This window comes from Mycobacterium sp. DL99, from assembly GCF_004762045.1.
Taxonomy (GTDB): domain Bacteria; phylum Actinomycetota; class Actinomycetes; order Mycobacteriales; family Mycobacteriaceae; genus Mycobacterium.
This window is the reverse complement of the sequence record NZ_SJOM01000007.1, coordinates 532,808-545,415: the sequence shown is the minus strand read 5'-3', so window position 1 is coordinate 545,415 and position 12,608 is coordinate 532,808. Positions and strand designations below refer to the sequence as shown.

Below are 12,608 nucleotides of genomic sequence, written 5' to 3'. Positions count from 1 at the left end.
CGTCAAATGGAGTGCAGACAAGGCTGTGTGCAACTCGTCCTTCACGACCGCGTCGCTGACATTCCGCTCGGCGGCTATGTGCCCGGTCATCCGACCCCTGTAGTACGCCTCTCGAATCACCGCACGATGCGACGGGGACATCTGCTTCATGGCTTCGCTGACGAGGGTGCGATCGAACGCCGTTCCCATCCGGTCGGCTCGGGACGCATCGTTGCGCCTCTGTTGGCCACTCTCACCGCCGGTGGTCATGACGGCCTACGGCCTTCACGGTGTTGCGCCAAGCGGTGTCGCCGGCTCGGGTCCGGTGTCCGAATGACGGCCGGCGTGCAGACCGATCAACACATCCTCGTCACCGGCCGTGGCCTGAATCTCCAGCAGATAGTTGAGGATGAAATGGTGCGATGTCGCCAGGTGCTCCTGGGTTAGCCGGGCGGCCAAGGCGGCGTCACCCTTCTCGACTGCGGCGAGAATTTCCAGGTGTTCGGATGTCAGGTGTTCGGTCTTACCCAGGACCTCAAGGTGGACGTACATATAGCGATCACCGAGACGTCTCAACTGCTCGACAAGCTCAATCATCCGCGGACGGCCCGCACGTCGATAGACCGCGGCGTGAAACTCGGTATTGGCAGCCAGCCACGTCCGCGTATCCGAGTGCTCTTCCATGATCTTCAGCTGCTTGCGCATCGTGAGTAACTCGGCGCGACCGACATTCGAGACGGCGAGGTGAGTGGCAAGCGGCTCGATCGCCTCCCGCAACTCGTAGATCTCCTGCAGTTCGGCGACCGACAGCCCGGTCACCACCGCACTCGCGTTTGACGACGGCTGCACGAGCCCCTCGCCAGCGAGGGTTTGGAGCGCATCACGCACCGGAATGCGGCTTACCCCGAACTGTTCGGCGATGCTCTGCTGGGAAAGTCTCGTGCCCGGGCAGATGTCACCCTGCAGAATCTCCGACCGCAGCCGTGCAGCCACCCGTCCGGCGGCGTTCTGGTATGCCATCTTCCCTCCTTGTATACAGATCAGATTCCACATATACACCGCCGCCCTGGGTACGGGCTGAACCGCGCCTGACCGGCGGCACGCGAGGAGCATTCATCCCCATCGAGAATGACAACCCACAGCGAGTCGCTCGTTTTCTAGAACTCCGCTGGCAATAGCACTTCCTGACCTGCCGGTTCAGCGGGCTCCATATGATCTGGCAGCGGATTTCTCCATTTGAAACCTGCAAAACTGAAACCGTACGGTTGCCCAACAGCTCACTCAGTCCAGTGATCTAACGCAGAGGATCCCGGTTGCGGGTATAGGTCGTTGTCGTCTTCCGGCGAGCACCCATGGCGGCCGTTGTGGTGCGATAGCTGCGCTACCCCGTCTGGCGATAGGGCCTCTCGGTGATCGAGCTGGTGCTGCGCGCGGGCGGCCTGGAGGCTGACTTCGTTGCTCCGTCGGCGGTGTGGGGAGTGGCCAAGCCGAATCCGGAGTTTTTCGTCCGTCTGATCTCGGAAGCGGGCGTTCCCGCCGAGAGCATCTTGTACGTGGGCGATCGCCTCGATAACGATGTGCTGCCCGCACGCGCGGCCGGGATGCGGACGGTGTTCGTTCGACGCGGTCCGTGGGGCTATCTCCATGCCCTCAAAGATGAAGCGTCACTTGCTGATCTGCGCGTGGACTCGTTGCAGGAGCTGACCGCGCTATTGAAACCCGGGGGCGGTACACATAAATGATCCGTCTGCCCCGTCAGGCACTACGGCGGTCGATCACAAACCGGCGGATACTGGCATTGACCTCGTCAGGAAGCTCCGCTGGTAGGGCATGCGAGGTGTCGGGCCACAGCTGATAGTGCCAGTCAGGCGCCACCGCGAGCATTCGTCGGAGCCCTTTTGTCGAATCGTGAACTGTGTTGCCTGCCAAGAGAACTTGCACCGGCAGACTGACTGAACGCAGGACACGGCCACTCACGAACAGCGGCGGTGGCGTGCCCAGGGGTGGCGCGAAGGCGGCGAATCCAGCGAGAAACAACCTGGCGAGCTGGTCGACAAAGCTGCCAGGCTCGGGATCACCCGTCACCCACGCCGCAGCGCGTTCCGCTCGCGCCGACCGCGGCCGTGAAATCGCGATCACGAGGCTCATCCAGAACCTTGCCGAGATACGGGCCACGGTGCTGGCCGGGTCAACCAATGTCATCGTCGCCAACCGATGGGGGAAGCGTGCAGCTGTATGGGTAGCGAGCCAGCCCCCGTATGAGTGCCCGACCAAATGCACATCCTGTAGACCTAGTCCACCAAGAACCGCGTCTATGCAGCGTGCGCAGTCAGCCGGGGTACGCATCGATCTCGACTGCGCACTCGCACCAGGCTGACCCGGCATGTCGATCGCGTAAACGGTGAAATCGCTTGTCAAATCAGCTACTTGGTTCGCCCACATAGCCGAAGTCAGAAAGAAGCCGTGCAATAGCACGATCGGCACCCCACCGGCCCGGCCATGTTGATAGACCCGGACGGCACCGAACTCCGTTGGAACATCGTGTATGACATCCGCCGACGGACTCAAAGTCCGCAGCTCCTCATACAACTCCAGATAGCGTAGTCGGGCATCTGCGCTCCTGAATCCACAGTCAGCCCGGCCCAACAACGCAGCCCCTCCCGCCAACTGCGGCGACGCCGCTACAGATATCCCCGGCCCGCATGTGGAAATCCAACCCCAAATCTCACGTAGGCAACAGTCCCACACGCGCCTCACCCGTCACGTACAGCTGTGATCGAGCTACGAAGAGTATCTGAGGACTGATGCGACGAAATCTGCTTTGGCGGCCGAGTAGGCCTCGCGATCATCGGAATATTCGGATGCGAGAGCCCGTTTCAGCGCGGCGTACTCCGCGACCAGGAAAGGGTTTGCGCGTAGCGCGTCGCGAAAGATGAGCTGCTGGTGCCAGCGCGGACAGTCGGGCGTCATGACGTGCAGGTGGGCACTGCGCCTCCCCTCGACGACTTTGACGAAGAAACCTCGCCAGGGGCGCCGGTCTACGTCGGGATCCACGTAATGCCAGCCATGCGGTTGCAGCACTGCGACCAGCGGATCCGGATCCGCGAGGTCAGCTACAAGCGCTTGCAAGTCAATGATTGGTTTGGCAGCGAGACCGGGTATCGACGTGGAACCGACATGCTCAACACGGCCGATCAGCCATGGCGCCAATAGCGCTACCAGTTGGTCGCGTTCCTGCTCTCCCCGCAGTGCCCAAGCAGGATCGGCATCGGCGAGACAGACCGGTTCGCTAGCCCAAGCCGGCGGACCGTTCGCAGTGGCCGACAAATCCTTCTCCTCTGATCGGGGGGGCACCGCTCGAAACAGGCACCGACTCCCATACGGCACCCCAATACTTGCTTACCCGTTCTCGCGGGTTCCCCGTGATTACTGGTGCCACGATGAACAACATGGACCGCGAACTACTCGCCACCGATGTGAACCACGCCTGCCGACTCCAAGGACAGTTTCAGCTTCGCTCGGGCCAACTCTCTCACGAGTACTTCGACAAATACTTGTTCGAGTCAGACCCGCAATTACTACGACGCGTGTGCGAAGCCATGGTTCCACTTATTCCCGCCGACACCGACCTGCTCGGTGGCCTGGAACTCGGCGGAGTCCCACTGGCCACCGTCATGAGCCAACTAACCGGAATACCAACACTATTCGTCCGAAAGACCGCCAAGACCTACGGCACCTGCAAGCGCGCCGAAGGTGCCGACATCACCGGAAAAACCATCACCCTCATAGAGGACGTCATCACCACCGGCGGCGCCGTCCGCGACGCAGCCCAGGCCCTACGCAGCGAACACGGCACCGTCTCGACCGTCATCTGCGCGATCAACCGAAGTGCCGATCCCACCACTGTCCTGCACGACGTCGCACTGACCGTTCGAGCTGTCTTGACGAAAGCCGACCTCGACACCGCCCGACCAACCGCAATCGAGTAACTCAAAAGTATTTGAAGAAATTATCCGTAGCACCCATCAAATTGGGCGTGCAATGCTGGAGTCGATACTCACTCCGTCGGTGGTCATTCTTGACCGTATTGGCCGCGTACTGCCTGCCGATACGCTAGAGGAACTCGCATTCCTCGAAAGAGCGCACACCCTGCCAAAGGCGGGGTGACAGCTTGCCTGCACCACCGCCACCCCAAATGTCGAATTCGACAAGGAGATTGGCAACCGACACCATTAGTTAGTTCATGTTGGTTGCCATCTCAATGGCGGAATTCAGTCGTACCGACCTACACGTATTCCGGAGTTGTCACGGTCTTGGCGGATGCCGTTTTGCCATCCTGATTCTGTCTATCTCGCCCGACACCGCATGTCGGTCTCGTTCGACACCAGTGGCGTAGCTGGCGATTGAGTGTTGGTCAGGGCCGACACCACCCATCCCCTGCCGGACTGTTTGGCGTTTGCGTGTGCGCGGCTGGGCGTTAAGCGTCTCGGCCTTATTGCGACTGGCGACCATGACCGCGTCAACGACGCGTTTACCGCGACGGTCGACGCGCTCCTGCCCTCGACTGAATGAGCCGAAACCGAAGTTTTCCCCAGGCGCTGAGGAACATTGAGCCGTCACAAGCGTGACCAACGCTGAATCCAACGGCGAGCCGACACCACCGTTAGAGCCCTCGCTGCATGAAGAGTTCGTAGGCATGCTTTTCCTCGACGGCCGTCTATCGTCTGCCCCTAAGAGCGGGTGTGGCCGCCGGTACGTCCGCGAGTACATGCGAACCCCGACATCACGGTGCCGCACCGCTATCGATGCGGCCGCCCCAACGGGGCTACCCGCGGCCACCTCGACCGGGCACGCTACTTCGCGCTTTCAGCGGGGACGAGTCCAGAAACGATCGTTGCCAGCGCTTTCACTGCCGATGCGGCGTTTCGTTCGCATTGGGCTCGTACGACAGCCCCATCTACGGCAATGCCGAGCGCGTGCGCTGTGCGCGTGCGGTTGCCGCCTGGCGGAAGTGTCGCCTTGATCGCAGCGACCATGTCAGCTTTATGGCGCGTGGCGATGGCGTGGATCTCGGGAAGTTCTGCGCCGAGTTCGTTCACACTGTTGATGAACGCGCAACCGCGGAAGGTATCGGCCGTTAGCCACTCCTGTACGGCGGAGACGACGGCTGAGTGCCCGCGCTTGCCCGACGTGGCGTGACGGTCGAGTGCGTCAACAAACCACGTCATCCAGCGTCGATGTCGAAGATCGAGGAACTCGATGATGAGCGCGTCTTTACTCGCGAAGTGACGGTAGAAGGTCACTTTCGTGACCCCCGCTTCCGCGATCACTTTGTCGATGCCGGTCGCCCGGATTCCGTCACGGTAAAACAACCGGTAGGCGGTTGCCAGTATCCGCTCGCGGGCAGGTAAGGATTGCACGTGAATCTGGGGATCGAGGGTATCCGAGATGCTCACACCTTCAGTGTAGACAGGTCGGTCCACTTGGCCAAGGTTCTATGTAGACAAACCTGTCTACATAGTCTACCGTGGCCCTATGTAGACCGAGTTGTCTACATAACGGCACAGCTCCCCAGAAAGCGAGACGACAATGACCACTACAGCCAGGCCGCCCGTTCCACCGTTCACCGACGAATCGGCCGCACTGAAAGTGCGTCTGGCCGAAGATGCATGGAACACCTGCGATCCGCACATAGTGTCACTGGGTTATTCGGTCGACAGCCGATGGCGTAATCGTTCGGAGTTTCTGACGGGCCGCGAGAGAATCGTGGAGTTCCTGACCCGCAAGTGGCAGCGCGAGGACGACTACCGTCTCATCAAGGAGTTGTGGGCGCACAGCGACAATCGCATCGCGGTGCGCTTCGCCTATGAGTACCACGACGAGGCCGGGCAGTGGTTTCGCGCCTACGGCAACGAGAACTGGCTGTTCAACGAGTCCGGTCTAATGACCCACCGTCACGCCAGCATCAACGATCTGCAAATCGAGGACGGCGACCGAAAGTTCTTCTGGGATCGCAGTGGGCCACGACCGGCCGATCACCCGAGCCTGTCAGACCTTGCACTGTGACTCCACACTACCCAAAGTCCTTGTGCCAGGCCAACGGACGGGCATCCTCCTCTGTTTCGATGACCGCATCGTCGGCCACATCAAGTTTTGGACTGAACTGCCGTGTGCCTCACCGCACTACTGCACATGTTCGGTCCGGGCGTTGTGAACGGGTAACGGTTAGTGAGGCGTTAGCCCAGAACCGCAACGACCACGGTTCGATCGAGGCTGTTCTCCGACCAGACCCCGACGGCGTTGCTGGCTGACATCCACTCGACATAGGTCGGGCTCTTTGCCCGCGCCGTGGGGCCCTCGGCGGTCAGATTGTCCTCCATTCGAGGATGACGTCGTGCTCATTCGGTGGACGCTGCGGATACCCCCAAAAAACATCCACGCAGGCCAGCCGTGTACGGGCTCCCGCTGTCGAGGTACAGCATCAATGCGTCGATACCGTTCAATCGTCTCATCACGATCGGACCCCTCAGCCGGTGAAATCCCCACTGAATCCTGATCAATCAGCTCTGGTGGACGATCACGCCGCGGATGTTCTTTCCGTCGCGCAGGTCTTGGTAGCCCTGGTTCACTTCCTCGAGCGTGTACGTGCGGGTCACCAACTCGTCCAGTTTCAACTGGCCCGCGTCATAGAGTCGCAGCAGGCGCACGATGTCGTACTGCGGGTTGCAGGAGCCGAAAAGCGACCCTCTGATGGTCTTCTCGTTCAACGTGAGGTCGAGTCCCGAGACGCGCACGGTGAGCTTCGTCGGGTCGGCCAGACCGGTGATGACGACCGTGCCGCCCTTGCCGATCACGGCCGTCGCCGCTGAGACGACTTCTTCGTCCACCGTGCTCACCAGGACCAGCGCCGCGTCGGCGCCCTGCCCCCAGGTGAGTTCACTGACCTTGGCCGCCGCGCCCGCGGCATCGGCAAAGGCGTGGGTGGCGCCGAATTTCAGAGCGGTCTCGCGCTTGAACGCCACTGGGTCCACGACGACGACGTACTTGCAGCCAGCGCTGAGCGCGCCCTGGATCGCGTTGATACCGAGACCGCCAGCGCCGTAGATCACGGCGGTGTCCCCCACCCGCAGGTTGCCTGCGTTGACTGCGGTGCCCCAGCCCGACGGTACCCCGCAGCCCACCAGCACGGCGGTCTCCAGTGGCAGCCAGTCGTCAATCTTGACGACCGAGTGCTGCGATATCGTGGCCCGCTCGGAGAACGTGCCAAGCATGCAGACGGCACCGAAATCGACTCCGTTGGAGTGGAGCCGGAAACTGCCATCTGGCATGCAGCCGTCAAGGATCGTCGCCCCCATATCGCACAGGCTCTGTCTGCCGGTTGAGCAGTATCGACAGGTACCGCAGCTCGGTATGAAACTGCACACCACGTGGTCGCCGGGTTTGACCTTGGTCACGCCGGGGCCCACGTCCTCGATCACACCAGATCCCTCGTGTCCGCCCACGATCGGATACCGCGGCGGCAGGTCGCCGTCGGTGAGATGCAGATCCGAGTGGCACAGACCGGCGGCGGTGTATTTGATCAGGACCTCGCCCGGTCCCGGGCCGTCAAGATCGAGTTCCATCAGCTCGAAGGGCCTGCCCGCCTCAATCAGAACAGCAGCAGTGGTTTTCATTGCGGTGCCCCTTTCACGGCGCGAATCTCAACGGGTTGCTTGGCCCACGGGAAGAAGGTCGACACACCGGCGGCGACCACCCGCTGATACGAGGAGCCCAGGATTCGGGCGAGTACGTCAAGGGCCTTCGCCTCCCACCCGATCACGACCCGGGCGTGCCCCTTGGCGACGCCGTCGACGATCGTCCTCGCGGCCATCTCCGGTGAGTGCCACGCCAGCCGAGTGTCGAAGAATTCGGCGAAGGTCTGTTGATCCTCGCCCTCGGCGACAGTTCCGTTGCGGCACACCGCGGTCTTGATCCCCCCGGGATGCACACAGGTCACCTTGACCGGATGTTTGGCGATGAGCATCTCCTGGCGAAGCGCCTCGGTGAATCCCCGCACCGCGAACTTGGCGGCGTTGTACGCACTCTGACCGGGAACCGCGATCAGGCCGAACAGGCTCGAAACGTTGACGATGTGCCCGTCGCCAGATGCGATCACGTGTGGCAGAAAGGCTTTGGTTCCGTTGACGACGCCCCAGAAGTCGACGTCGATGACCCGCTCCATGTCCTTGAACTCGGTCTTGTCCACACTGCCGTTGTGCACAATGCCGGCGTTGTTGTAGATCTGGTTGACTGCGCCGAAGTGTGCAACGACATCCTCGGCATAGGCGAGTACGGCCTCTCGTTCGGTGACATCGAGCCGGTCGGACTTCACCTGCGCGCCGCGCTGCCGCACCTGCCGCACCGTCTCGGCGAGCCCTTCGGCGTCAAGATCAGACAGTGCAAGTCGTGCGCCTCTGCCGGCCAGGTTGAGTGCCAATGCTCGGCCGATGCCGGAACCAGCACCGGTGATGACAGCGACTTTTCCATCAAATGAGTTCATCTCGGGTTCAGCCTTTCGGTGGTGGGTGATTCGACGAGAGCTCGGTGGCAACCGGCACGTGGCTGCGCAGTTTCGCCGCGAGTTGGGTGATCGCGTCCCGCGCCTCGGGAAGAACACTGACCTGGAGTTGGAAGTCATGCCAGAGATTGTCGAACCGTCGATGATCGAGACTCACTGATGCAGTTGCAGCACAGGCGGTTTCGATCTTGTCGGCGTCGACGTGGATCGGATCGTCACCCGCGGACTGCATGACGATCGGGGGCAGTCCGCCCATGTCCCCGTACGCCGGAGATATGCCCGGCAGTCGGGGGTCGAAGGCCCCCACGTAGTGCGGTGCCCACTCGGCGCACATCGACGGCAGGATCAGGGGGTCGCGCGCCATCGGCCGCCTGCACTCCATGTCGACGGCGAGATCGGCCCAGGGGCAGATCAGGCCGAGTGCGGCCGGACCCGGTATTCCACGGTCGCGCAGTTCCATCGCGAGCGCGAGGGCGAGGCCCCCGCCGGCCGAATCGCCTGCGATCACGGTGGTTCTCGGGTCGAGCCCGTCCGCGATCAGCTGGGAGTAGACCGCGACCATCTCGTTGAGTGCAACGGGATACTGCGCCCCCGGCACCCGCGTGTAGTCCGGAACCAGAGCGTTCAACCCGGCCGCCGCGGCGAGGTGCCCGGCTAGCGCTCTATAGCCCTTCGCGCTGCCGAGGGCATACCCACCGCCGTGCAGGTAGATCAACGTGCCATGGGTTGCGCGGTTCGCCGGTTGCACCAGCTCGACGGGAACGCCGGCGATTGTTGCTCGCTGGTAGCGGATGTCCTTGGGGTCTCGCACCGCAGCCGTGACTGTCGCCAGCATCAAGCGCCGTCCACCCACGCCGAGGAGGCGGCTGCCGAACAGCGGGCGCGCGCAGCGCAGGACGAAGCGAACCGCATTCTTACGCAGTGTCACGTGAGCCCTCAGACCACTGCCGGATCCGCGACAGGCCTGCGGAGTTGCAGCGCACGGTCCTCAACCGGGTCTTCGACCAACATTTTGGCGTCGTACTCGTATTGCATCAGGACACGCCACGGATGCTCGGCACCCTGACGCGGCAGGACGTCGCCCGCGCGCCTGACATAGCCGGATTGCATCTGATCCATGATTCCGCTGTCCAGCCCGCAATCCCGATCGTCAAGCGGAGTCGCGACCGCGTAGCCGTTCGCGTCCATGTGCTTGAGCAGACGACACAGGTAGGCAGACGCGATATCGGACTTCAAGGTCCATGATGCGTTGGTGTAGCCGAAGATCATCGCCAGATTGGGCATGTTCTCCACCAACACGCCCTTGTACATCATCTGGTCGTGTAGGTTGCGTTCCTCGCCGTCCACGGAGAGTGTCATCCCACCCAGCATCTGAATGTTCAGTCCAGTCGCCGTGACGATGACGTCGGCGGCAAGCTCGCGCCCCGACGCCAGCAGGATGCCGCGCTCGGTGAACGTGTCGATCTGGTCGGTCACCACCGATGCCTCGCCCGAGGACAGCGCTTTGAACAGGTCGCCGTTCGGCACGATACAAAGTCGCTCGTCCCACGGAAGATATCTCGGCGTGAAGTTGCTCATGCTGACCGACGGTCCGACGCGGCGTCGCACGTCCCACAGCAGAAGTCTGCGCATCAACTGAGGCCACCGCCGGCACGCCCGGTACACCCCGCGTTGCAGGGCGATGTTGCGCTTTCTCCCGAAGGCGTACACCCACCCGTCCGGGAGGAATCGGCCCAGAGTCTGGGAGATCTTGTCCACCGCGGGCAGCGAGATGACGTAGGACGGTGAACGCTGCAGCATTGTCACATGCCCGGCATCACCGGCCATGGCTGGAATGAGAGTGATAGCCGTTGCACCGCTGCCGATCACGACGACCCGCCGGCCGGAATAGTCCAGATCCTCGGGCCAGAACTGGGGGTGCACGCACCGACCCTCAAACCGGTCGATGCCCGGGAAGTCTGGCAGGTGACCCGCGTCGTAGCTGTAGTACCCGGTGCAGTTGATGAGGTAATTGCAGCTGTAGGTGCGTGTCTCACCAGTTGCCTCATGCACCGTCGTGACGGTCCAGAGACCTTGGGAGGTGGACCAATCCGCCTTGACGACCTTCAGCCCATAGTGGATCTTCTCATCGACACCGAACTCGGCCGCGGTGTCCACGAGGTACTGCCGGATCGATGCTCCGTCGGCGAGCACTTTCACGTCCCGCCACGGGCGGAACTTGTACCCGAAGGTGTACATATCGGAATCCGACCGAACTCCGGGATAGCGGAACAGGTCCCAGGTGCCGCCCATCCGGTCACGCCGCTCCAGCACCGCAATAGACCGGTTCGGAACCTCCTCCATCAGGTGACAGGCCGCACCGATACCGGACAGGCCGGCGCCGATGATCAAGACATCGAAGTGTTGTGAGTTCATGGAATCTCCACAGTTCGTGGCCGCAAACGACTTTGGCCGATGTGTTCAGGATGCTTGCCGGACCCATGGTCCGTATTGATTGCCTGCGACAGGTTTTTGACATTTCCCGACATGCCGCCACCGTGACGACGGCGTGAAAACCTACTGAGTCAGCCAGATTCGGTGGGTGCAGCGATGTACATCGATTTGAGTTCCAGGTAGCTGTCCAGGGCCTCGGGCCCGAACTCACGGCCGATGCCGCTGTCCTTGACACCACCGAACGGCGAACCGATGGCAAGCGGGTACCCGTTGATTCCGATGGTCCCCGTATGCACTCGGCGCGCGACGTCTTTCGCGCGCTCGGTGTCCGCACTGAAGACCGTGCCGCCCAGTCCGTAGGCGGTGTCGTTGGCGATTCGCACCGCGTCCGCTTCGTCGCGATAGGGGATTACCGCCAGCACGGGGCCGAAGATCTCCTCCTGCGCGATGGTGACGTCATTGCTCTCGCAGGCGAACAACGTCGGTTCGATGAACCAGCCCTTGCTCGGTCCGTCCGGACGACCGCCGCCCACCACCAATCGTGCCTCGCCCCTGCCCTTTTCGATGAAGCTCTCGACACGTTCGCGATGGGCGGCCGTGGCCATCGGACCGATGTCCGTGCTGCGATCCAGTGGGTCACCTACGTGCAACGCCGACACCCGAGCCGCCAGCGCGTCAACCACCTCGCCGTATCGCGATGCGGGCACAAGGATCCGGCTGCAGGTGACGCAGGTCTGCCCGTTGTTCATGAAGGCGATGAACTGGAGGTTGGGCATGATGTCGTCGAGTTCGACATCATCGAGCAGTATCGCCGCGGACTTACCGCCGAGTTCCAGGGTCACAGGGCGTAGGAGACCCGCACAAGCCGTTGCGATGGCGCGTCCCGCCGACGTGGACCCCGTGAAGGCGACCTTGTCCACATCTCGGTGGGCGACGAGATACGCGCCGATGTCGGGGCCACCCGGCACCCAGTTGATGACTCCAGGTGGAAGTGCTGCCGCCTCGACGGCTTCAGCCAAAATGTAACTGTCCAGCACGGTTGCCGGTGGTGATGGTTTGACCACGACGGCGCATCCTGCCGCGAGAGCCGGAGCAATCTTGCTCATCGCAAGTACAACCGGATAGTTCCACGGCACGATGGCCGCGACGACTCCCACGGGCGAGCGCCGCACCACCGTCTCCAGGCCCGCCTGTGACGGCCGCACCTCCTCGTCCGACATGTTCACGGCCAGATCGGCGTAGTACCGAAGTAGCCCGATCGCGAAGCTGCCCTCGAATGCCTCACTGAGACCGATTGGCATCCCGTTCTCCTGACTCACTGTGCGCGTCAACTCGCTTGTGCGCTTTTCCAGTTCGTCTGCGAAACGGTGCATCGCCGCAGCCCGGTCCGCCGGGGACATCGTCGACCACGCAGAGTCGCTCACAGCTCGACGGGCCGCCGCCACCGCGTGATCCACGTCGGTCACTCCGGCTTCTGGTGACGTGCCGAGGACGTCCTCCGTCGTCGCGTTGAGCGCCGTGGTGCGCGCCGAACTCGACGGCTGTACCCACCGGCCGTCGATGAAGAGTGCATCGTGCCTGACTGTCATACGGCACCACGATGGTTGCCGGAATAGCCGCGAGTCTTGACGATCTCCGA

Annotated in this window: 13 protein-coding genes; 3 read left to right on the top strand and 10 right to left on the bottom strand. The window is 62.3% G+C overall.

All coding sequences use genetic code 11. The annotated features are described in order from the left end of the window. Positions 1 to 264: 264 nt before the first annotated feature. The gene (locus EYZ64_RS02755) at positions 265 to 999 is read right to left on the bottom strand and encodes a GntR family transcriptional regulator (protein ID WP_135451754.1); all 735 of its coding nucleotides are present in this window, start codon (positions 997 to 999) and stop codon (positions 265 to 267) included. Between the two features lie 389 nt (positions 1,000 to 1,388). Between EYZ64_RS02755 and EYZ64_RS02750 the strand changes: the two genes are divergently transcribed. Further along, positions 1,389 to 1,721: an HAD family hydrolase gene (locus EYZ64_RS02750; RefSeq protein WP_135451753.1), complete on the top strand. Its 333-nt coding sequence runs from the start codon at positions 1,389 to 1,391 to the stop codon at positions 1,719 to 1,721. 13 nt (positions 1,722 to 1,734) lie between these two features. Here the strand turns inward: EYZ64_RS02750 and EYZ64_RS02745 are convergent, their stop codons facing one another. Beyond that, positions 1,735 to 2,454: an alpha/beta fold hydrolase gene (locus EYZ64_RS02745; RefSeq protein ID WP_286175249.1), complete on the bottom strand. Its 720-nt coding sequence runs from the start codon at positions 2,452 to 2,454 to the stop codon at positions 1,735 to 1,737. Between the two features lie 306 nt (positions 2,455 to 2,760). After that, complete coding sequence (locus EYZ64_RS02740; protein ID WP_135451751.1) at positions 2,761 to 3,306, bottom strand: GrpB family protein; 546 nt, start codon at positions 3,304 to 3,306, stop codon at positions 2,761 to 2,763. A 113-nt stretch (positions 3,307 to 3,419) separates the two neighbouring features. Here EYZ64_RS02740 and pyrE point away from each other — a divergent pair, with 113 nt between their 5' ends. Further along, positions 3,420 to 3,968 (top strand): orotate phosphoribosyltransferase, encoded by a 549-nt coding sequence (pyrE, locus tag EYZ64_RS02735; RefSeq protein WP_286174579.1) that lies wholly within the window; start codon positions 3,420 to 3,422, stop codon positions 3,966 to 3,968. An 864-nt stretch (positions 3,969 to 4,832) separates the two neighbouring features. Here pyrE and EYZ64_RS02730 read toward each other — a convergent pair. Next, entirely contained in the window at positions 4,833 to 5,435 is a 603-nt protein-coding gene (locus tag EYZ64_RS02730) for a TetR/AcrR family transcriptional regulator (RefSeq protein WP_135451750.1), read from the bottom strand. Positions 5,436 to 5,568: 133 nt separating this feature from the next. Between EYZ64_RS02730 and EYZ64_RS02725 the strand changes: the two genes are divergently transcribed. After that, positions 5,569 to 6,045 carry a nuclear transport factor 2 family protein gene (locus EYZ64_RS02725; RefSeq protein ID WP_135451749.1) on the top strand — a complete coding sequence of 159 codons (477 nt, stop codon included), beginning with the start codon at positions 5,569 to 5,571 and terminating at the stop codon, positions 6,043 to 6,045. A 170-nt stretch (positions 6,046 to 6,215) separates the two neighbouring features. On the opposite strand, the gene EYZ64_RS02720 is transcribed toward EYZ64_RS02725, so the two are convergent. The 6 genes from EYZ64_RS02720 to EYZ64_RS02695 form a co-directional block, all read right to left on the bottom strand. Next, positions 6,216 to 6,359: a hypothetical protein gene (locus EYZ64_RS02720; protein ID WP_286174578.1), complete on the bottom strand. Its 144-nt coding sequence runs from the start codon at positions 6,357 to 6,359 to the stop codon at positions 6,216 to 6,218. Between the two features lie 180 nt (positions 6,360 to 6,539). Beyond that, positions 6,540 to 7,652 (bottom strand): NDMA-dependent alcohol dehydrogenase, encoded by a 1,113-nt coding sequence (locus EYZ64_RS02715; RefSeq protein WP_135451748.1) that lies wholly within the window; start codon positions 7,650 to 7,652, stop codon positions 6,540 to 6,542. Beyond that, positions 7,649 to 8,518 carry an SDR family NAD(P)-dependent oxidoreductase gene (locus tag EYZ64_RS02710; protein WP_135451747.1) on the bottom strand — a complete coding sequence of 290 codons (870 nt, stop codon included), beginning with the start codon at positions 8,516 to 8,518 and terminating at the stop codon, positions 7,649 to 7,651. Before EYZ64_RS02710 ends, EYZ64_RS02715 begins: the two co-directional genes overlap by 4 nt. Before the next feature lie 7 nt (positions 8,519 to 8,525). Beyond that, on the bottom strand, positions 8,526 to 9,464 hold the full coding sequence (locus tag EYZ64_RS02705; RefSeq protein WP_135451746.1) for an alpha/beta hydrolase fold domain-containing protein: 939 nt from the start codon (positions 9,462 to 9,464) through the stop codon (positions 8,526 to 8,528). Between the two features lie 8 nt (positions 9,465 to 9,472). Next, positions 9,473 to 10,951, bottom strand: coding sequence for a flavin-containing monooxygenase (locus EYZ64_RS02700; RefSeq protein WP_135451745.1), 1,479 nt, complete (start codon positions 10,949 to 10,951; stop codon positions 9,473 to 9,475). A 149-nt stretch (positions 10,952 to 11,100) separates the two neighbouring features. After that, positions 11,101 to 12,558: an aldehyde dehydrogenase gene (locus EYZ64_RS02695; protein WP_135451744.1), complete on the bottom strand. Its 1,458-nt coding sequence runs from the start codon at positions 12,556 to 12,558 to the stop codon at positions 11,101 to 11,103. Positions 12,559 to 12,608: the final 50 nt, after the last annotated feature.